Source organism: Alteromonas sp. 4NH20-0104 (genome assembly GCF_057547795.1).
Window position 1 is genome coordinate 1 of the sequence record NZ_BAAJLP010000035.1, and the last position, 19,980, is coordinate 19,980.

Genomic DNA, 19,980 nt, shown 5'->3' on the forward strand with positions numbered 1-19,980 from the left:
ATTATCTCGGCTAATGTATTCTGACCCCATTATTGGACCTCATCATTGCTTAGGCAGTAGCATGTTTACTGCGCAGTCACACATTTCATCGATATGGCTGGAGTCGGCGTACACGCCGTCGGTAACCAGTTTTGCCAGGCCGTGCAGAGTCGCCCAGATCACCTGAGTCTGACGCAGCGCTGGTTTATCGGCCAGCAGCAAACCCTGTTGCTGCCAGTGGGTAATTAGGCTCAGCATATATTGAAAGGCCGGGTAGGCCACGTCTTTCAGTTCATCGTCGGCCAGATCGTTTTTCCAGATAGGGCGGCCAAACATTAAGTCGTAAAGCTGCGGATGTTTTACCGCCCAGTGAACATAGCCATGCACAAACTGTTTCATCCGTACTGGCGCAGGGACGGACTCATCACCGCCGGATTCAGAGGTCATTGCAATCCAATTGGCGAAACCATTAGCGGCTACCGCATTAAGCAGCGCGTTCTTATCACGAAAATGATGGTACAGCGCTGAGCGGGAGACACCCACGTCGTCGGCCAGTTTGCGTAATGAAAGGCCTTCTATGCCCTGGTTTTCAATACGGGCCGACGCGGCGTCTAATAGCGCCGAGCGTAAATCGCCATGGTGATAAGTTTGATTGCCGGCTGACGGCATGTTGCTTCCTAAGATTGTCACAATTGCTGACTAGCATAATCTTTATCTTGACAGTGTCAAATTATAAGCCTATCTTGACACTGTTCAGTTTAATGAAAGGTTAATAAAAGGGGCACTCATGTCGCAGGCAACCGCTGCAAATCAACACCAGTCGTATCCGCATTTATTCGAACCACTGGATTTAGGCTTCACTCAGCTAAAAAACCGTATTGTTATGGGCTCCATGCATACCGGTTTGGAAGAGATGCCTAACGGACACGTTCACATGGCTGAGTTCTATGCTACCCGGGCCAAGGGCGGTGTGGCGTTGATGGTTACCGGCGGTATCGGGCCTAACCAGGAAGGCGGCGTACACATTAAAACCAAGATGCTCGACAGCGATGAAGCGGTGGAGCACCACAAAATGGTGACCGACGCGGTGCACGCCAACGGGGGCAAGATTTGTATGCAAATTCTGCATACCGGCCGTTATGCCTACAACCCCAATCTGGTAGCGCCTTCTGCCTTACAGGCGCCGATTAATCAGTTCAAACCCCGAGAGCTAACCAGCGAAGAAATTGACGGGCAGATTAACGATTTTGTTGAAACCGCCAAACGGGCCAAAGCTGCCGGTTACGATGGCGTTGAAATCATGGGGTCTGAGGGGTATTTCCTCAATCAGTTTATTGCGGCCCGAACTAATCATCGAAGTGATGAATGGGGCGGAGATTACCAAAACCGCATCAAGTTGCCAGTGGAAGTAGTGCGCCGGGTACGCGAGGCTGTAGGTGAGGCGTTTATTATCATTTACCGGTTGTCCATGCTCGACCTGGTGGAAGGCGGCTCCACTTACGATGAGGTGGTTACTCTTGGGCAAGCGATCGAAAAAGCCGGTGCGACCATTATTAATACCGGGATTGGCTGGCACGAAGCGCGTATCCCGACGATAGCCACAAAAGTGCCACGGGCAGCGTTTACCTGGGTGACGGCTAAATTTCGCAAGGCACTGAGTGTTCCGGTGATCACGTCTAACCGTATTAATACCCCAGAAGTGGCCGAATCAGTGCTGGCAAGGGGCGATGCCGATATGGTGTCTATGGCCCGGCCATTCCTGGCAGACCCGGAATTTGTTAATAAGGCGCAAACCCAGCGCAGCGATGAGATTAATACCTGTATCGGCTGTAACCAGGCTTGCCTGGATCATATTTTTGCCGGCAATCTCACCAGCTGTTTGGTTAACCCGTTTGCCTGTCATGAGCTGATGTACAAAATGAAGCCGGCCGAATCGCCGAAAAAAGTGGCAGTTGTTGGCGCCGGTCCGGCAGGACTGGCCGCCGCTACCACAGCAGCCAAACGCGGGCACAGTGTGGTGTTGTTTGATGCGGCCGCAGAAATTGGCGGGCAGTTTAATATTGCCAAGCAGATCCCCGGTAAGGAAGAGTTCTATGAAACCCTGCGGTATTTTAAGCGCCAGTTGGAGCTGCTTAATGTCGAGGTGAAGCTAAATACTCAGGTCACCGCACAAACGTTAAACGAACAAGGCTTTGACGAAGTATTACTGGCTACCGGTATTGTGCCGCGGACACCTGCTATCGAAGGTATCGACCACAGTAAAGTCATGACTTACCTCGATGTGCTGCGGGAGAAAAAACCGGTAGGCGCTAAAGTGGCCATTATTGGTGCCGGTGGCATTGGCTTTGATACTGCGGAGTATTTAAGTCACGGTAAGTCAGTGCCCAGTCAGGATATTGCCTCCTTTATGCGCGAGTGGGGGATTGATATGACCTTCTCAGCCCGTGGCGGCGTGGAAGGTATGCAGCCGCAACCGGAGCCTTCTCCACGGCAAATCGTGTTACTGCAGCGTAAGTCCAGTAAAGTGGGTGCGGGCCTGGGTAAAACCACCGGCTGGGCACACCGCCTGGGCTTGCAAATGAAAGGGGTAAAAATGATCCCGGGCGTGCAGTATCATAAAATTGATGATGACGGTCTGCATGTCACGGTGGGTGAGGAACAACAAGTGCTTGACGTGGATAATGTGATCATTTGTGCCGGTCAGGAGCCGCAACGGGCGTTGGTAGAGGGTCTTACCTTGCCTTATCACCTTATCGGTGGCGCCGATGAAGCGCTGGAGCTTGATGCCAAACGGGCCATCGAACAGGGCACCAAAGTGGCCATGGCTATCTAAAAATTAAAGGGGTCAGAGTCCATTATTATCGATAATGGACTCTGACCCCTTTATTCCCTGACGGTTACTCCACGTCTATTCGCTTTCCTTTCATACGCATTAGCGTACCGTCTTTATCGATAATATGGTGCTTAAGCGCGCCTGCAATATGCAATACGATACAAGCTATCAGCAGATAACCTACTATTTCGTGGACTTCCTCTGCCATTTCACCCAGCTGGGCGTTGCGCGGGATAACATCCTGCGGGTTGGCCGGATCGTGATTGGCAGGAATTAAGTCGATACCGAATAGCGGCACGTTGTGGCCACCCATCGACGACATAATGACACCGGAAATGGGCATTATCAGTGTGCCCAGAATAAGTACCCAGTGCACGATATGGGCCAGTTTATGTTCCCAGACTTTATAGTTGCCCGCCGCCACAGGCCAGCCGTTTTTCATCCGCCAGTAAACCCGGGCCAGCGCCAGTGCCAGTACGATCACGCCGAAGGATTTATGCAGGCCATACAAGCTATAGTCTTTATTTTCGGTCATGTATATGCCGACGGTCAGCAAGGCAATCATCAGCAAAGCGACTGCCCAATGCAGTGAGATGGTGATTTTACTAAATTGCTGTCGGGTGTCTTTCATCATTGTAAATTCTCATGTGGCAGAAAAAGTGTAAGGATTATTTTGACTTAGCCTGAAGGACAGGATGCTTCACGCCATCTACAAGTAGATGACAAATCGCAAACCAGCGCAATAGAAAAATAGTAAAAACTATGAGGTCTGTAGTGCTATTGGTCGTTGCTATTCAGGGGAAATTATAAAAATAACACCACCAGCCCCGTTTATTGTTTTCGGACAATAAACATTGCCAGCCATTAAGTATCATGAAATGAGTAGCCCAAAGTTGCAACCTCGATCAGCGCCAGGCGCGACGGCAGTGGACCCATTATTATGCTTGAGATATTTACCCGTTTTGCCGACTGGCTGGCCTATACCGTATTGGGATTGTCAGCTGAAACAAAACTGGGTGATGCGGTACATTTTTTCATTGAAGATATCAGCAAAATTTATGTTTTGCTGGTGGTGATGATCTATCTGATTGCATTAATACGGGCAGCGCTTAATGTCGAACGGGTCCGCGATTACCTGGCGGGAAAGAACAAAGGCATTGGCTATGTGCTGGGCAGTCTGTTCGGAGCCGTCACGCCGTTTTGCTCCTGTTCCAGTATTCCGGTCTTTCTGGGGTTTACCTCGGCGGGCATCCCGGTGGGGATTACCATGGCATTTTTGCTTACTTCTCCGTTAATTAATGAAGTGGCAGTGCTGCTGTTGCTGAGTCTGGTGGGCTGGAAAATAACGCTGATGTATGTCCTGATTGGTATGATGACAGGCATCCTCGGTGGTGCCTTCCTGGACTCGATCAAAGCCGAACGATGGCTCCGCGACTTTGCTCTGAAGGCGTTACAAAAAGCCCGGCAAGCACCCGTCAGCAATTCACAGAGCGAGCAACCCTCCCTGACTCTCAAACAACGTCACCAGTTTGCCAAACAAGAGGCGCTGGATATCTTTAGCCGGGTCTGGAAATGGGTACTTATTGGCGTTGGGTTAGGGGCCGCTTTGCATGGCGTGGTACCGGATGGCTGGATTGCGCAGCATTTTGGGGAGGGGCAATGGTGGTCGGTACCCGCTGCGGTGGTGTTGGGCATACCGCTTTACTCTAATGCTACCGGTGTGATCCCGGTAATGGAAAGCTTGCTGGTAAATGGCCTGCCAGTGGGAACCACCATCGCCTTTTGCATGAGTACCGTGGCGGCCAGCTTTCCGGAATTTATCTTACTCAAACAAGTGATGCAGTGGCGCTTGCTGAGTTGTGTTTTCGTGATGCTGCTGGTGTCGTTTACCCTGGTGGGTTGGCTATTAAATGCCTTAGCAGCACTTATGTGAGGTGACTAATGAAAGATATTAAAGTATTGGGCAGTGGTTGTGCAAAATGCACTAAAACCGCCGAACAGTTACAAAAACTAGCGCAGGAAATGAACATCGAGGTAACTGTGAGCAAACAAACGGATCCTCAGGTGATCATGGAGTACGGTGTAATGAGTACCCCTGCGGTGGTCGTTGACGGCCAACTGGTTCACAGTGGCTCTATTCCGCAAACCGAACAAATGAAAGCCTGGCTCACCCGCTAAGGCGGCCTGGGTCAGGGGGCACTGTTGTCGCGAAGAGTGAGCAACAGCTCAGCGGTAGTTTGATCAAGCTGGAAATGAAACTGTTTTAATACGTTCATACCCAGTAGGCCATCGGCTTGTTGTAAAGCGTCCTCGGGCATCACAAATACGCCAATATTGCTGAGCTTGAACGGGCCCAGGGTCATACTCTCAATACGTACCAGTGGCGAACGGATAGTGCCGCCTGCCGTGCGCACATCGAACAATCCTATTACGTCGACCTGATTAAATCGCCGCAACGCTTTATACAGCTCAAAGCTGATGGCCGTGCTGCTCGCGCCGGTATCCAGTAACAGCGCTGCCGGCCGGTTAAGCATTTCGGCATTGGCAATGTACTGATCGCCATAGCGAGTCAGTGCCAGTCGCGTAACTGGTGTCTGCGCTGTGGCCGTAGGGCTTTCCGCGGTGTCCTGTAAGCCAGGTGCCTGACCGGGTAAAAAACGCTGGCGTAAACTGCGGGCACCGGCATTACTGGTGCTTAAATTCGCCAGCACATCTTCCATCAGGGTGAATTTCTGTTGCCGGGCGTAGGCTTCAGCGAGCTTTAGCGTCAGCGTTTGGTCGGTGCTGTTGAGCTGAAATAAAGGCTCTAAAAACTGTGCCAGCATATCCCAGTCACCGGCGTTATACAGCGCGGTGATGGTGCTCTTTATTAGCTCAGCCGTTCTGTTTTGCAGTGTTTCAAGCTGAGCACGATTAAACACGCTGAGCTCTTGCATGGCATAAAAGTGAGTCACGGCCACACTGAGGGGCTCGGTAGCCAGAATATAATCGGCTTCCAGTAACAACAGTTCGGCAGAGTCGGGGCTCTCGCGCAGAGCGTCAATTAAAAAGCGTTCCACCCGGGCAAAATTGCCTTGTTCCAGCCACTGCCGAACGGTATTGATGTGGGGGGCTGGTGTTTCTTCTTGCTCGGTTTGAAAGTTGGGCGCTGACTGCTGCACTGCTGAGGCCAGCGGTTTTCTCACGCTGTCTGCCGTTACCGTAGTGGCTGGTTGGCCCGGGGGGCGTTCAACGGCAGTGGGCGCTGGTACAGGCCAGAGTAAATACACATTAAGGCTGACTGATACCAGTAGACAAAGAGTAACAAGCAGAGCATAGCGCGACACGGATTAATCCGCCTGGCTGGCCAGGCAAGCTGGCAGATAAACATCAACAAACGCCTTTGGCATTCGGGTGGGAGCACCGGTAGCCAGCGTTACGCAGGCAAACTGAGTGTGCCCCCGGTATACTGTTTCGCCGTCACTTTCCCGGATGTACTGAAATTCGCGGGTAAGTGTTATTTTGCCATCGCACCGGGTGATCCAGGTGGCACAGTGCAGGGTGTCGCCCAGTAAAGCCGGTTTTAAATAATTTAATTCGTGACGGAATATTACCATGCCGCGGCCGGCCTGCTGGTAATGTTCAAACCCCAGTCCCAGCGCTCTGGAATGGGCCCAGGCGAGTTTTTCCTGCTGGCTTAAATAGGCCACGTTGTTCACGTGATGGTAATGATCAATATCCTGGGGCTGTATTTCCCATGTGCTGGTAAAAGGCGCCGGATACTGCCAGTCAAAAAGGTCAGACATAGGGGAGCGGATTCTCTTCAGTCAGGTTTATATCAGGGTCGAGCAGTTTTTGGTTGAGCGCCGTTTCGGTGGCAATCACCGGCTCGATAAAGGCGTTTACATTACCGAGGTCTTTAAAGGCAACGAACCCGCGCTGCAAAAACTCATGCATACTCAGCAAGCCGGCCATTTTAGCCGGGCGACGTGAAAGTTTAATTAACAAGCCGATGCCGGGAATTTTCACCACATCGGCTAACTGTTCGCCCAACCCGGCCACAATTTGGATCTGTTGGGCCCGATCTTCGCCGCGTCCCACCTCGCGATAGGCCCGGGCATAACTATCCCGGTTAAGTGGTGCACCTGCCAGACTCTGTGCCACGGCCATGTCCAAATCAAACGACAGGGCATTAAGCCAAAGCGCTTGTTCGATGGCATGCATGGCTTTGTTGGGCAGGGCTTTGGCGAGTTTGGGGATCACCCGCATCAGGTCGGCATCACGCTGACTGAAGTCTTTTGGCCCGTACAGCTCATCAACAAAAAAGCCCATGGCTTTGGCGTAAGAGGGCTTTTGAGCCAGTTTTGCATGGGTGGCGAGTAATCGTTGACACTGCCATTCCTGCAGCGCCTGAATAGGCGCTAATAACTGCATTTGTTCTGCCAGACTTCGCCGGGCATTAACCTGGCGTAAATGGGCAATAATTTGTTCAACCACACGGCATCCTTGTAGCTTAGCGATCAACTTTATGTCATGTCGCCGCTTATGTTACCTCAAATAGGGGGAGCCGTACCATGGGCTGTAACAGGCAGTGCAGTTAATCCGCCGTTTTCTTGCTGGCTAATAACAGGTAGATGGCGGCTGCCGTAAACACCCCTACAAACCAGGCATAACCATAAAGAGTATCGAAAATTGGCGGTACGGCGTCTAATAACCCCGCGGCGTGCAGAAAACCGGGTAAGCTAGGCAAAATGCCAAGCAACAGGGCGATTACGCCAGCCAGGTTCCAGCCATTGTTGCTGCCGTACTCTGAATTATGCATGAATAGCGCATCAACGTTTAACCGACCTTTGCGCAGTAAAAAGTAATCCGCCAGCAACACCCCGGCAATGGGGCCAAGTAATGCAGAGTAGCCGACCAGCCAGACAAATAAGTAGCCGCCGGCGCTTTCCAGTAGTTTCCATGGAAAGATGGCAATACCAATCCCCGCAGTAATATAACCGCCCATTTTGAAACTGATACTTTGCGGGCGCAGGTTTGAAAATCCGTAAGCCGGTGCCACTACGTTAGCGGCCAGATTAGTGGTAAGAGTAGCCAGTGCAAGGGCAGCCAGCGCCACTACCACACTCATGCCGCCCATTTTGCCTGCCAGCACCACCGGATCCCAGATTGCCTCACCGTAGATGGTAACTGTGGCCGAGGTAACGGCAACGCCAATAAAAGCAAATAAAGCCATGGGGAGTGGTAAGCCAATTGCCTGGCCGATGATGTGCGCCTGCTGGGTTTTGGCAAACCGGGTAAAGTCGGGAATATTCAGCGCCATGGTGGCCCAAAAGCCAACCATCGCCGTCAGGCCCGGTCCGAAAACCGCCAAAAACTGGCCTTCTCTGGCGCCGCCTGTGACAAATTGTGAGGGCGTCGACAGCATTTCACCAAACCCGCCGGCCATTACATATGCCCACGCCAGCAATGCCAGACCTATTCCAATAAGGAAAGGCGCAGCATAGGATTCCAGACCGCGAATAGCCTGGGTTCCATAGCGGATGAATACCACATGCAGCAGCCAGAATGCGATAAAACAGACCACCTGCGCGATATCGATGCCCAGCCAGGGCAGAGGAGCGCCTGTCAGTACATTGTTGGTCAGGGCGTTAACGATGACGTAAATAGCTGAACCCCCTACCCAGGTTTGAATGCCAAACCAGCCACAGGCGACTAAGCCTCTGGCTAAGGCCGGGATCCGAGCGCCTCGGGTGCCAAAGGAGGAGCGCAGTAATACCGGAAATGGCACACCGTAGCGGGCCCCGGCATGACCAATAAGGAGAATTGGGATAAGCACAATTACATTGCCTAACAGCACGGTGCCCACCGCCTGCCACCAGTTCATCCCTTCAGACACTAATCCTGCCGCCATCATGTAGGCGGGGACACAAACCACCATGGCAATCCAGAGCGAGGCGAAATGGTGCCAGGTCCAGGTACGTTCAGCCACCGTGGTGGGGGCTAAATCAGGATTCCATAAATCGCTGTCGTACTGCTGCTGAATCGGTGGCTGTTCCATAAAGCGCCTCGCAGGTTAAACACCAGGTTAGGTTAACTGGGAAATGAGAAACTCACGCCCTCTCTTACGCCGCTGGATGGCCAGCGTTGTGTGATGGTTTTTCGTTTAGTGTAAAACCGCACGCCATCGGGTCCGTAGGCGTGTAAGTCGCCAAACAAGGACCGTTTCCAGCCGCCAAAACTGTGGTAGGAAACCGGCACCGGCAAGGGCACGTTGATGCCCACCATCCCCACTTCGATATGGTCTGAAAAATAGCGCGCAGCTTCACCATCGCGGGTGAATATGCAGGTGCCATTGCCATACTCGTGTTCGTCAATCAGTTGCATAGCCTGCTGCATGGTGTTGATCCGCAGCACTTGTAATACCGGGCCAAATATCTCCGCCCGGTAGCTGTCCATTGACGGCAGGACCCGATCAATCAGTGTAGCGCCCACAAAAAAGCCCTGCTCGAAGCCGGGGACACTGAAGCGCCGTCCGTCGACCACTACTTTAGCACCTTGTTCTTCGGCGCTGGTAATATACTGCTCGACCCGGCTTTTATGCTGCGGGGTAATCAACGGGCCAAAATCGTTGCGCGGATTGTTATAACAGCCTACCTGCAACGTTGCCATGGCCGTTTTGAGCTTACCAATCAGCGCATCTGCGGTGTTATCTCCCACGGCAACCACCACCGATAACGCCATACAACGTTCACCGGATGAACCAAATGCAGCGCCGAGTAACTGATTGGCCGCATTTTCAATATCGGCATCAGGCATTACGATAGCATGATTTTTTGCGCCTCCCAGGGCCTGGCAACGCTTGCCCCGGGCGTTGGCGGTCTGGTAAATGGACTCAGCTACCGGTGTGGAGCCAACAAAACTAACTGCTTTGACACGCTTGTCATCCAGCAGCGTATCAACCGCTTCCTTATTGCCGTTAACAACATTCATTACACCGTCGGGTAATCCGGCCTCCGTGAGTAATGCTGCCAGATACATAGCGCAGCTCGGATCACGCTCTGACGGTTTTAACACAAAGGTATTGCCGCAGGCGATCGCTAACGGGAACATCCATAGCGGCACCATCGCCGGAAAATTAAAAGGGGTTATACCTGCAACAACGCCTAAGGGCTGAAACTCACTCCAGGCATCAATGGCCGGGCCGACGTTTTTGCTGTGCTCGCCTTTTAACAACTGCGGTGCTGCGCAGGCAAATTCAACGTTTTCAATACCCCTTTGCAATTCGCCGGCTGCATCATGGCCTATTTTGCCGTGCTCCTGGCCAATCAGTTCGATGAGAGTGTCGGCATGAATTTCCAGCAATTGCTTAAATTTAAACATCACCTGGGCCCGTTTATTCACCGGCGTATTTCGCCACGCAGAAAAGGCCTTCTGCGCAGCACTGATGGCCTCTTTTACGGTTGTCGCTGATGCCAGCAGCACCTGTTTTTCTGCCTGCCCGGTAGCCGGGTTAAACACATCCTGCATATAGCCTTGCGGCGTGCAGGTAGAGCCGTTAATAAAATGACCTATAACTTTCATTTTGTCCCTTATTTGTTGCCGTACCGCGGTGACTGACCGCGCTTTCCCTGTTAACAGCCCATTATGTGAAAATGGCTGTGCTGCCTGTGTATCAATGCTATGTCAGCGTATGGTAGCCGCGCTGGTAATACAGCAGTGCGCCGGTATCCGGTTGCTCCTGAATGGCGACTACCTGGCAATAAAAAACGTCGTGAGTAGCGACACTTTTGACATCAATAATGCGGCAATCAAAGATCACTGCGGCATTGCTAAGTACGGGGGAGCCGGTGCTCAGCGTTGACCAGTTGCCCTGTGAAAAGCGTTCTGCCATGGGCGCGCGTCCGCCAAACAGATTTGATAAGGCGTCCTGCCCGGCGGCCAGGGTGTTCACCGCCAGATGCCGGCTCTGGCTGAACGCCTGATGGACCGACGACTGGCGGTTCAAACACACCAGTAAGGTTGCCGGGTCGTCACTCACGCTGCAGACGGCCGTAGCGGTAAAGCCTGCGGGCGTGCCATGATTGCTGGTGGTTACGATATTCACTGCGGCGGCAACACTGGCCATACCCTGGCAGTATTGTTGCGCTGTAACGGTGCCGGCGTTTGTTTCTTTTGTTTCAGTTAAGGCACTGAGAGTCATAGGGTTTCCTTATTAAAGTACTTTGCAGGCATCGTTGAAATTTAACCGCGGCAGGCGTTGGTGTACCTTGTCCGGGGCACCCACGCCAATATTGATCAGAAAGTTCACTTTCCAGCTGCTGTCGGCAAAAAACGTTTCATTTAATTTGTCGGGATTAAATCCTGACATCGCGCCGGTATCCAGGCCCAGTGCCCGGGCTGCAATTAACAGGTAGGCGCCTTGCAAAGAGCTGTTACGCATGGCGGTTTCATAGGCCGCTTCAGGGCTCGATGTAAACCAGCTTTTGGCATCCGCATAAGGAAACAGTGTGGGCAGCTGGTCATAAAATTGTGCATCGTACGCCACGATAACGGTGCAGGGAGCACTCATGGTTTGCACTACATTCCCGCTGGATAAACAGGGCTTAAGTTTTGCCTTTGCGGCCTCGGAAGTAATAAAAACAAACCTCGCCGGGCAGCAGTTTGCTGAGGTGGGACCCAGCTTAGTCAGCTCGTACAGTTGTTGAATTACTTCGTCGGGAATGGGTTTATCCTGCCAGTTTGAGTGACTATGAGCCTGGCTGAATAGCTGTCCCAGAGCGGCGTCGTTGAGTGGTGTATTCATGATAGTTCCTTATCAGGCGCTTTATCGTTGTGGTGGAATTTATCGAGGTGGGCCTTAAGTACGGTATTGCATTGGTCTGCTACCGTTACCGTTGACGCATGGCCGCCATAATCGAGTAACGATAAGTTCGCGTTGGGTAAGGCATCGGCCAGTAACGCTGAGCAATACCAGGGCACCAGCATGTCATCTTTGTTGGCCAGCACCAGAGTGGGGGTGTGTATCGCAGGCAGCTGCGCGTGCATGTCGAACTGGCTCAGTGCGCCTATTCTGGCCAGTAAATTATCCTCATCAGGAAAATGCGCTGCCAGATGACTTTCTTCCTGTTTCAGCTGTTCAGCATGGTGGGCAATCCAGTCCGGCGGATAAAGCAACAGGGCCTGCATTTGCAGAAAAGTCGCCTTCGGGCAATTAGCCAGGATGGCTTTGCGGATATCAAAACAGCGCAGCGTATGCGGGTTGGGGGCACTCCAGGCGTTTATCAGGGTCAGGCTCAGAACCCGTTGCTCCGCGTGTTTGGCCAGCGATAGCCCCACCAGTCCGCCTAAGGCATGACCAACAAAATGACAGGTTGTTACAGCCAGCTTTTCCAGTAAGGTGACTACTTCATCACGCATGTGCTCAATGCTATAAGGTGAGGGCAGGGGGGCCGGACTTCGCCCGGTGCCTTTGTGGTCGTACAGGATAATCCGGTAGTCATCTTTTAAGGCGGCCAACTGCGGTTGCCAGAAGTTGGCTGAGCCCCCTAAACCGGCGCTAAACACCAGTGTTGGGGCCTGTTCAGCGGTATTGCCATGGATTTCGTAATACATGACTAGCCTATGTGTGCGATGCTGGCTATTTCAACCAGGGCTTCAGGCTTTACCAGACCAACCTGAATGCAATACCGGGCGGGCTTTTCGCCGGGAAAATACTCGGCATAGACTTTATTTACTGCCGCATAATTGTCCCAGTCGGTAATCAAAATCGTATTAAAGGTGACGTCGTCCATCGTCCCGCCGGCTTCTTCAACTACCCCTTTGATAGTCTCCAGTACATGGCGGGTCTGGGCTTCTGCATCGCCTACATGTACCACGTTATTTTCTTTATCAAAGGGTAGCGTGCCGGATACATACAACACATTATCGGCCATTGAACCGGGTACAAACGGTGCAATGGGGTTACCTGTCCCTGGTGGAATGATTGACGTTTTACTCATGGTGTTATTCCTTAAACTGATGCGTTGGTTGAATGAGATGAAGCAAATAATTCACAAAAATCGCTAACGGTGGATACCCAGCCAAAAAAGGTTTCAATGTTAAACAGCGCGGCTTGCTGGATCGCAGGGGGGCCGGCCTGGTGAGTGGCATCGGCCAGGACCACACCAAAATATTCCAGAAAGAAGCCGTCCCGCAGGGTCGATTCCACGCAAACGTTGGTTGCAATACCGGTGAAGACCAGGTTTTTAATGCCGCGGCTGCGCAGGATGCTGTCCAGACTGGTGTTGTAAAAACCACTGTAGCGGGGTTTGGCAATCACGATATCGCCGGGCTGGGGGGAAAGCTGGTCAACCAATTCGTAATCCCAGCTGCCTTTGGCCAGTAATGTACCCATGAGTTCAGGGTGTTTACGCATGGTTTTCAGCGCGTTGGACTTATACCAGTTGGGTGAGCCGGGCCCTCCGGCTTCCTGATACTGCTGGTCCCAGCCATTTTGGAAAAATACGATGGGCATGCCTGCTGCTCTGGCGGTATTGATTACTTTAAGCGTGCTTTCTATGACCGGCCCGGTGGCCGACACATCAAAGCCGGCTTTATCCAGATAGCCGTCCTTGCTGGCATAGGCATTTTGTAAATCCACCACAATCACGGCAGTCAGAGCCGGATCCAGGGCGAGTGGTTCAGGTTTGGCTGGCAATACCGGCACGCCGGGGGCCGGGGCTTTGTCGGCCTGAAAATAGCCGGCTATCTCTATGGGCTGGTTGGCTGACATCAGGCGGCTCCTGACGCATCATAAAGATGCTGACGTGACTTCATCAACGGTTGAATCTTGTTACCAAAGTCATCCATCCCCTGAATAAAGTCATCGAAGGTCAGTAACACGCCTTCACAGCCGGGCACGGTGTCAATTTCATCGAGCATGGCGGCCACGGAGGCATAAGAACCAACCAGCGTGCCCATATTCAGGTTTACCGCAGATGTTGGGTCGGTCATATCCCGGACATTGGTATCTTTCCCTGATTTTTTATCGGCGGCGCCCTGTTGCGACATCCAGTCGAGTGCAGCCTGATCTTTCCCCGCTTTGTAGTGCTCCCACTTTGCCATGGCTTTTTCATCGGTTTCATCGGCGATAATCATGATCAGTACCGCTGAGGTCACGGTGCGTTGTTCTTTATCGGCCGCGGCAATGAGTCGTTCAGCGGTGGGGGCAAACGCGGTGGGGGTATTGAGCCCTTTACCAAAACAAAAATTGTAGTCTGCGTGTTTTGCCGAAAAGCCCATGCCGGCGGCACTCTGGCCAGCGCAGATTAGCGGGATCTTACCCTCGGGTTTAGGCAGCATACAGCAGTCGTCCATTTGAAAATGTTCGCCTTTAAAATCACTTTTACCGGTTTCCCACAGTTCTTTGACGACAGTGATATATTCTTCGAGATACTCGTAACGATTGCCGAAGAACTCATCGCCGGGCCACATGCCCATTTGTGAATACTCAGGTCGCTGCCAGCCGGTAACCAGGTTGACGCCAAAACGGCCGTGGGAGATAGAGTCTATGGTGGCTGCCATACGCGCCATAATGGCAGGGGGCAGCACCAGTGTTGCTGCGGTGGCATATAGTTGGATTTTGCTGGTCACAGCGGCCAGCCCGGCCATTAAGGTGAATGACTCGAGATTATAATCCCAGAACTCAGTTTCGCCGCCAAACCCGCGCAACTTGATCATTGAAAGGGCAAAGTCCAGCCCGTAGTGTTCTGCTTTCAGTACGATTTCCTTATTTAAATCAAAGGAAGGTTTGTACTGCGGTGAATTTTTTGAAATCAGCCACCCATTATTGCCAATTGGAATAAATACGCCTATATCCATTTTCATTCTCGCTTCGTTGCTTAGGTTTGAAACGTCAGCTGAGTTCGTCCTCCCGGTCGAGCCGTGTTACTGACAGCGTGCAATAATCGTACAGCAGGAAGTGCGCCAATATTTTTAGTTGCTAAATATCATATGGTTATGTTTTTGTTAAGGTCGAAGTTGGACCAATTGGTCCAATTTGGTTCACTTCCACAAAGGCAACTGATCGCTTCTGGTGCAATTTCTTTGTGGCAGAAAATGCATTACTCTGCGGCATAAGCAATTTAAGGTGAGACAAGCGAAGCGCATGACTTCTTCGAATAATGATCCAGTTAAGCCGGAAAAATCCCCGCGGGTGTTTAAACCCGACACGCAGAAAAAACGTCAGGAAGCGTTAAAAAACAAACGCAATCGCATTATGAGTGCGGCGTTAATGCTTTTCTCTAAACATGGCGTGAACGGCACCACCGTAGAGCAAATTGCCGAGGCCGGTCAGGTATCAAAATCGAATTTGCTTTACTACTTCGCCAGTAAAGAGCAGTTGTATATCGAAGTGATTCAGCACTTGCTGGATGTCTGGTTAAGTCCACTGAAGTCGTTTGAGGCGCACCAGGATCCTATTGAAACCTTGTCTGACTATATAAAGGTGAAACTTACCCTGTCGCGTGATCATCCGGCAGAATCCAAGTTGTTTTGTATGGAAGTCGTGCAGGGCGCACCATTACTACTAAACGAATTGGAATCCCCCTTGTGTGAGTTAGTGGACGCCAAAGTTAAAGTTATCAACAGCTGGATTGAACAAGGTAAGTTGTTGCCGGTGGACCCTTACCACCTGATTTTTAGTATCTGGGCAATCACCCAGCATTATGCCGATTTCAATGTGCAAATTACGGCGGTTACGGGCAACGATCTTAACCAGCCTGAATTCTTTAATCGTACACTGGCATCCGTTAAGCAAATCATCCTGGGCGGCATTACCCCACAACCCCAGGGTTAGTGGAGCGATGCGTGGCTGACAGCTGGAAATTAGCGGTTGTGTGATGCGCTGTAGTGGCCGCCCCGGGCAGAGTTTGCTATTCTGCGCGCCTGATAAATCCACTACTCCAATTGAAGCGTTTTTGTATGCAACAGGCAATGAACCGGGCCCCAGAATGTGATGAAGATGCGGACGTCGCACCGCTAATGTCGCTGTTTGATGCGACCTTTGCAGCGCAGTTCAATACACGTCTTATCCGAGGTGAGGACGAGCCGGTTTATCTGCCCGCCGGGCCACAAACGCCCTATCATCAGGTGGTCTTTGCCCACGGTTATTTTTCCAGTGCGCTACATGAAATTGCCCATTGGTGCATTGCCGGCGAACAGCGTCGATTGTTGGAAGATTATGGCTACTGGTACTGCCCCGATGGCCGTGATGCCAGTCAACAGCTGGCGTTTGAACAGGTAGAAGTAAAACCTCAGGCCATTGAATGGGCCATGACCATTGCCGCGAACCGCCGCTTTCAGGTGAGTACCGATAATTTAAATGGCGCCGAACCAGACCGCGAAGGGTTTACCCGTCGTGTCCGAGAGCAACTGCTCCGCTATCTGGAAACCGGCTTTCCGCCCCGGGCCAGCCAGTTTATTAATGCGTTGCGAAATAAGTTTAACGGTCCGGTGTTATGTCAAACCTGGCTAAATAAGGAGTATCCGCAATGAGTAAAGCCTTTCGATTAGGCGTGGTAATCAATCCGTTCGCCGGTATTGGCGGTGCGATGGCGCTTAAAGGCAGTGATGGCGATACTATTCGTCAGCAGGCGCTGGCGGCGGGAGCGACCAAACTGGCCAACGAGAAAATGACCCGGGCACTGAGCAAGCTAACAGACTTTGCGCAGCTTTGTGTACTGACGGCCAGCGGCGAAATGGGCGAGACCTGTTGCGCAGCGCTGGGGTTCGATTATAGCGTGATTTACACCAGCCAGAGCACCGAGACCACGCATACTGATACGGAAAACGCGGTGCGGGAATTGGTAGAGCAAGGCGTCGACTTAATTCTGTTTGCCGGCGGCGATGGCACGGCGCGCAACGTGTGCAGTATCGTTGATGATAAAGTGCCTGTGCTCGGCGTGCCAGCGGGCGTTAAAATTCATTCCGGGGTGTATGCGGTCACGCCATCGGCAGCCGGTGATGTGGTGGCCAAAATGCTTACCGGTGAATTGGTGAGTGTGCGTCAGGCAGAGGTCCGCGACATAGATGAGTCAGCATTCCGGGAAGGCAAAGTACGGGCCCGGCATTATGGTGAAATGCAGGTGCCTGATGAACTTACTTACGTGCAGTCGGTAAAGATGGGCGGCCGTGAGGATGAGTCAATGGTCATTAACGACATTGCCGAATACTTAAGTGAAATGATTGCCGACGATGACGAACATGTATATGTCATGGGGTCAGGTTCCACCGTGGGGGAAGTGATGGCCCGGTTGGGGCTGGCCAATACCCTGCTGGGGGTGGATGTGGTCAAAAACGGCGAGGTCATCGCCGCCGACGTGACCGCCGCACAGTTGCTTAAGCTGGTCAGTGACTCTCCGGCCCGGCTGGTGATCACCGCCATAGGCGGACAGGGTCATATCTTTGGCCGCGGCAATCAGCAGCTAAGCCCGGATGTATTAAGGGCCATTGGTCGTGACAACATTCTGGTAGCGGCCACCAAACAAAAACTTCAGCAACTGGAAGGCAGACCATTACGCAGCGATACCGGCGACGAGGAGCTCGATAGCGAACTGGCCGGGATTATTGCAGTAATAACCGGTTATGACGACCGGGTGTATTATCCGCTGCAGTAGTAACAGCAATTAATTAACGAAAAATAAGCGAGACACTATGCAACAACAGGTTAAAGCCAGCGATGCTTTTGTTAATGCCGTAGCCACTATCGATAGCGCACTGGACAGTGTGGTGGACCATGGCAGTGACGATGAGTTGTTTATTGCCAGTTATCTGCAAGGACACTTTGCGGTGGAAGCACGCAAGCTCGAACTGGATGAAACGGCGTCGGTGGAAAAGCTCAGTCACATCATGCAGCAAAGCCTTGAGCAGGCGTTTGCCAACAACGAGCTGGAGCCGGCTGATCAACAAGCAGTAACTGTGTTGTGGCAAAAATTGCTGACCAGCCTTTAAGATGTGGCAGGACTTTGCCGCTTGTTACGGCTACCCCCGCATTTTACAAGGGCAGTTAAGCTGGTGCGATAATTGCAGACTCTGAACTGTTAACACAGGTTGGATCCCATTATGCGTCAATATTTTCTGCGAACGACTTTTCTTACAGCTTTACTGGCCACCACGTTACTGGGGGGATGCAGTTCTGCGCCGCCGGTGATGGAAATGACCAATGATCAGGTGCCGGTACCGGCGCTGGGCAACGTGGAATATCACACCTATGTGCTGGCCAACGAACTGTTTGCTAATGTGCGTCCGGCCCGGCAAATCCGCTATGCGGTAACTGGTTTCGTGCCGGTTGACTCGCTGACCTACGATGAGACCTTTCAGCACCCGCTGCAATTACTCGGGCATCAACTGGAAGAGGGGATCCTCACCGAAGCCACAAAACGTGGATTTACTGCTCAAGAGTTTAAGCTGACGAACGATATAATAGTAGGAGAAAAGTCCGATAAGGTCTTGTCGCGCGATATTGACCAGTTATCTGCTATGGAGCGGGTCGACTTTTTTATTACCGGCACGCTGGTTTATCAGCAGGAAGGGGCTATGGTTAACGCGCGTATTATTAATGCCCGGACCCGCGATGTGGTGGCAGCCGCAACGCGCTTTTTCCCGGCAGAATTATTTTGGCTGGATGAGCAGGTGACAACCCGTAATGGCCGGCTATATCGTACAGAGAATAAAGGGTAATCATTATGCAAAGGGCAGCAAGGGCAACACGACTTGGCATACTTCTGGTGGCAACTGCCACGGCAGGCTGTCAGAGTATGGACGAGGAAATGGTGCAAACCACTGCGCCTGAAAAAATGCCGGCGCTCAATGTGGTGGATATTACTGCCGCCGATCGCGCTAATCATCAGCCCATGATGGCCGAAGACGTTGATAGCTTTGGCGCATTGGGCCAGCCCCCTTTGTACTCGAGTGTGCAGGGTGCCTATAAAGGACGCCCGTTAACCAAGCACGTTGGCGATTATGTTAAGGCCCTGACGCAGGATCTCATCGCTAACATGGAATATGTCACCAATAAAACACCGGTGGGCGTTACCCATTTTGCATTGCTGGATTCCGATCTGCAGCAAACCAATTTACTCGGCCAGCAAATGGCTGAATCCTTTGTACATGAACTGCATAAATTCCGCATTCCGGTGATCGATTACAAAGCCACCGACTTTATCCGCATTACCGAAGAGGGCGACTTTGTGCTTACGCGCGATTACCTTGAACTTGATGCCAGTTTACCCATGGAGTACGTCCTTACCGGCACGATGGCTAAACATCAGGGTGGGGTGATGGTGAATGCCCGCATTATTGGTATTCAGTCGCGGGCTGTGGTCGCCAGCGCACAAATGCTGATCCCTTTTTATGTGGCAGATGCGCTGATCCCCAGTGATGGCAGCGAGCGTGGTGGTATGCGTGATGGTGTTAAATTAAGCCGGGGGTAATGATGCGCCAGTTATTTGCCAGTCTTTTAAGCGTAATGGTGCTTAGTGGTTGTGCCAGCCAGCCTGAAACCGGTTATTTCTGGTTTGGTAACGAGGATGAAACGCCCCCTCAGGCAGGTCAGTCGCAGGTGCGCCCTCCTAAGGACAGCGGCCTGGAGTACCGGCCTGACTCCCGTGATATCGAAATGTATCGCGTTCAGCAGAATGTTCGGGGCTATCAGGACCCACTGCAAACCGGTTTTACGCCCGGAATTACCCATAAAGCACTCAACGATTATGCCGCCAGTCTGGCCATGGCATTGATGGAGGGGTCGGTGCAGGTGAATACCGATGAACTTGTCGGGATTGCCAGTTTTGTCCGCTTTAACCGTTCCTTGCGTGAAACCACTATTTTGGGCAACCAGCTCTCCGAATACCTGATTGCAGAGTTACAGCAATACGGGCTGGGAGTGGTGGACTTCAAACTGGCCAACAGCCTGGATGTGACCGATTATGGCGATCTTGCACTGAGCCGCGAGGGACGCCGAATCGCTAAACGCATGGAAATGGATCACATTCTTACCGGTACGCTGGTAGAACAGCCGCGTGGCGTGAATGTGAATGCGCGGATCATCTCTATTGATAAACAACGGGTGGTAGCCAGTGCCAACGTGTTTATTCCGTCTTTTGTGGTGACCTCGCTGGTGCCTATGGCACCGGTTATCGACACCGAATAGC

General features: G+C 52.0%; 23 protein-coding genes. 10 read left to right on the plus strand and 13 right to left on the minus strand.

Annotated elements, in window-relative coordinates; translation table 11 throughout:
* Positions 1-42: 42 nt before the first annotated feature.
* Positions 43-648, minus strand: a complete 606-nt coding sequence (locus AC27IB_RS20000) for a TetR/AcrR family transcriptional regulator (RefSeq protein ID WP_296052429.1) — start codon at positions 646-648, stop codon at positions 43-45.
* A 118-nt stretch (positions 649-766) separates the two neighbouring features.
* Here AC27IB_RS20000 and AC27IB_RS20005 point away from each other — a divergent pair, with 118 nt between their 5' ends.
* The gene (locus AC27IB_RS20005) at positions 767-2,812 is read left to right on the plus strand and encodes an NADPH-dependent 2,4-dienoyl-CoA reductase (RefSeq protein WP_487123132.1); all 2,046 of its coding nucleotides are present in this window, start codon (positions 767-769) and stop codon (positions 2,810-2,812) included.
* Positions 2,813-2,876: 64 nt separating this feature from the next.
* Here AC27IB_RS20005 and AC27IB_RS20010 read toward each other — a convergent pair whose 3' ends face one another.
* A complete protein-coding gene (locus AC27IB_RS20010; RefSeq protein ID WP_487123134.1) occupies positions 2,877-3,446 on the minus strand; it encodes a cytochrome b in 570 nt (189 codons plus the stop codon).
* 306 nt (positions 3,447-3,752) lie between these two features.
* On the opposite strand from AC27IB_RS20010, the gene AC27IB_RS20015 reads away from it, so the two are divergent.
* Together AC27IB_RS20015 and AC27IB_RS20020 are read left to right on the plus strand one after the other, a co-directional pair.
* Complete coding sequence (locus AC27IB_RS20015; protein WP_487123136.1) at positions 3,753-4,745, plus strand: permease; 993 nt, start codon at positions 3,753-3,755, stop codon at positions 4,743-4,745.
* Positions 4,746-4,753: 8 nt separating this feature from the next.
* Positions 4,754-4,990, plus strand: coding sequence for a thioredoxin family protein (locus AC27IB_RS20020; RefSeq protein ID WP_296052437.1), 237 nt, complete (start codon positions 4,754-4,756; stop codon positions 4,988-4,990).
* An 11-nt stretch (positions 4,991-5,001) separates the two neighbouring features.
* Here AC27IB_RS20020 and AC27IB_RS20025 read toward each other — a convergent pair whose 3' ends face one another.
* The 11 genes from AC27IB_RS20025 to rutA form a co-directional block, all read right to left on the minus strand.
* On the minus strand, positions 5,002-6,138 hold the full coding sequence (locus AC27IB_RS20025) for a retroviral-like aspartic protease family protein (protein ID WP_487123138.1): 1,137 nt from the start codon (positions 6,136-6,138) through the stop codon (positions 5,002-5,004).
* 3 nt (positions 6,139-6,141) lie between these two features.
* Positions 6,142-6,597 carry an acyl-CoA thioesterase gene (locus AC27IB_RS20030; RefSeq protein ID WP_487123140.1) on the minus strand — a complete coding sequence of 152 codons (456 nt, stop codon included), beginning with the start codon at positions 6,595-6,597 and terminating at the stop codon, positions 6,142-6,144.
* Positions 6,590-7,288: a DUF8198 family protein gene (locus AC27IB_RS20035; protein ID WP_487123142.1), complete on the minus strand. Its 699-nt coding sequence runs from the start codon at positions 7,286-7,288 to the stop codon at positions 6,590-6,592. Before AC27IB_RS20035 ends, AC27IB_RS20030 begins: the two co-directional genes overlap by 8 nt.
* 100 nt (positions 7,289-7,388) lie before the next feature.
* Positions 7,389-8,852, minus strand: a complete 1,464-nt coding sequence (locus tag AC27IB_RS20040; RefSeq protein WP_487123144.1) for an NCS1 family nucleobase:cation symporter-1 — start codon at positions 8,850-8,852, stop codon at positions 7,389-7,391.
* Positions 8,853-8,884: 32 nt separating this feature from the next.
* Entirely contained in the window at positions 8,885-10,375 is a 1,491-nt protein-coding gene (locus AC27IB_RS20045; RefSeq protein ID WP_487123146.1) for a CoA-acylating methylmalonate-semialdehyde dehydrogenase, read from the minus strand.
* A 97-nt stretch (positions 10,376-10,472) separates the two neighbouring features.
* On the minus strand, positions 10,473-10,994 hold the full coding sequence (locus AC27IB_RS20050; RefSeq protein ID WP_296053749.1) for a flavin reductase: 522 nt from the start codon (positions 10,992-10,994) through the stop codon (positions 10,473-10,475).
* Between the two features lie 12 nt (positions 10,995-11,006).
* Entirely contained in the window at positions 11,007-11,597 is a 591-nt protein-coding gene (locus tag AC27IB_RS20055) for a malonic semialdehyde reductase (protein WP_296053751.1), read from the minus strand.
* Entirely contained in the window at positions 11,594-12,406 is an 813-nt protein-coding gene (gene rutD, locus AC27IB_RS20060; protein ID WP_296053752.1) for a pyrimidine utilization protein D, read from the minus strand. Before rutD ends, AC27IB_RS20055 begins: the two co-directional genes overlap by 4 nt.
* Positions 12,407-12,408: 2 nt before the next feature.
* Positions 12,409-12,792: a pyrimidine utilization protein C gene (gene rutC, locus AC27IB_RS20065; protein ID WP_487123149.1), complete on the minus strand. Its 384-nt coding sequence runs from the start codon at positions 12,790-12,792 to the stop codon at positions 12,409-12,411.
* 11 nt (positions 12,793-12,803) lie between these two features.
* A complete protein-coding gene (gene rutB / locus AC27IB_RS20070; RefSeq protein WP_296053012.1) occupies positions 12,804-13,565 on the minus strand; it encodes a pyrimidine utilization protein B in 762 nt (253 codons plus the stop codon).
* Entirely contained in the window at positions 13,565-14,659 is a 1,095-nt protein-coding gene (rutA, locus tag AC27IB_RS20075) for a pyrimidine utilization protein A (protein ID WP_296053014.1), read from the minus strand. The genes rutB and rutA overlap by 1 nt, the downstream gene beginning before the upstream one ends.
* Positions 14,660-14,939: 280 nt before the next feature.
* Between rutA and rutR the strand changes: the two genes are divergently transcribed.
* The 7 genes from rutR (at position 14,940) to AC27IB_RS20110 (ending at position 19,979) form a co-directional block, all read left to right on the plus strand.
* Positions 14,940-15,629, plus strand: coding sequence for an HTH-type transcriptional regulator RutR (gene rutR, locus AC27IB_RS20080; protein WP_296053016.1), 690 nt, complete (start codon positions 14,940-14,942; stop codon positions 15,627-15,629).
* A gap of 125 nt (positions 15,630-15,754) precedes the next feature.
* The gene (locus AC27IB_RS20085) at positions 15,755-16,327 is read left to right on the plus strand and encodes an elongation factor P hydroxylase (RefSeq protein WP_296053018.1); all 573 of its coding nucleotides are present in this window, start codon (positions 15,755-15,757) and stop codon (positions 16,325-16,327) included.
* Positions 16,324-17,448, plus strand: a complete 1,125-nt coding sequence (locus AC27IB_RS20090; RefSeq protein ID WP_296053020.1) for an ATP-NAD kinase family protein — start codon at positions 16,324-16,326, stop codon at positions 17,446-17,448. The genes AC27IB_RS20085 and AC27IB_RS20090 overlap by 4 nt, the downstream gene beginning before the upstream one ends.
* Before the next feature lie 37 nt (positions 17,449-17,485).
* Positions 17,486-17,782: a YfcL family protein gene (locus AC27IB_RS20095; protein WP_296053021.1), complete on the plus strand. Its 297-nt coding sequence runs from the start codon at positions 17,486-17,488 to the stop codon at positions 17,780-17,782.
* Positions 17,783-17,893: 111 nt separating this feature from the next.
* Entirely contained in the window at positions 17,894-18,511 is a 618-nt protein-coding gene (locus AC27IB_RS20100) for a FlgO family outer membrane protein (RefSeq protein WP_296053023.1), read from the plus strand.
* 5 nt (positions 18,512-18,516) lie between these two features.
* Positions 18,517-19,263 carry a FlgO family outer membrane protein gene (locus AC27IB_RS20105; RefSeq protein WP_487123153.1) on the plus strand — a complete coding sequence of 249 codons (747 nt, stop codon included), beginning with the start codon at positions 18,517-18,519 and terminating at the stop codon, positions 19,261-19,263.
* A 2-nt stretch (positions 19,264-19,265) separates the two neighbouring features.
* Entirely contained in the window at positions 19,266-19,979 is a 714-nt protein-coding gene (locus AC27IB_RS20110; RefSeq protein WP_487123155.1) for a FlgO family outer membrane protein, read from the plus strand.
* Position 19,980: the final 1 nt, after the last annotated feature.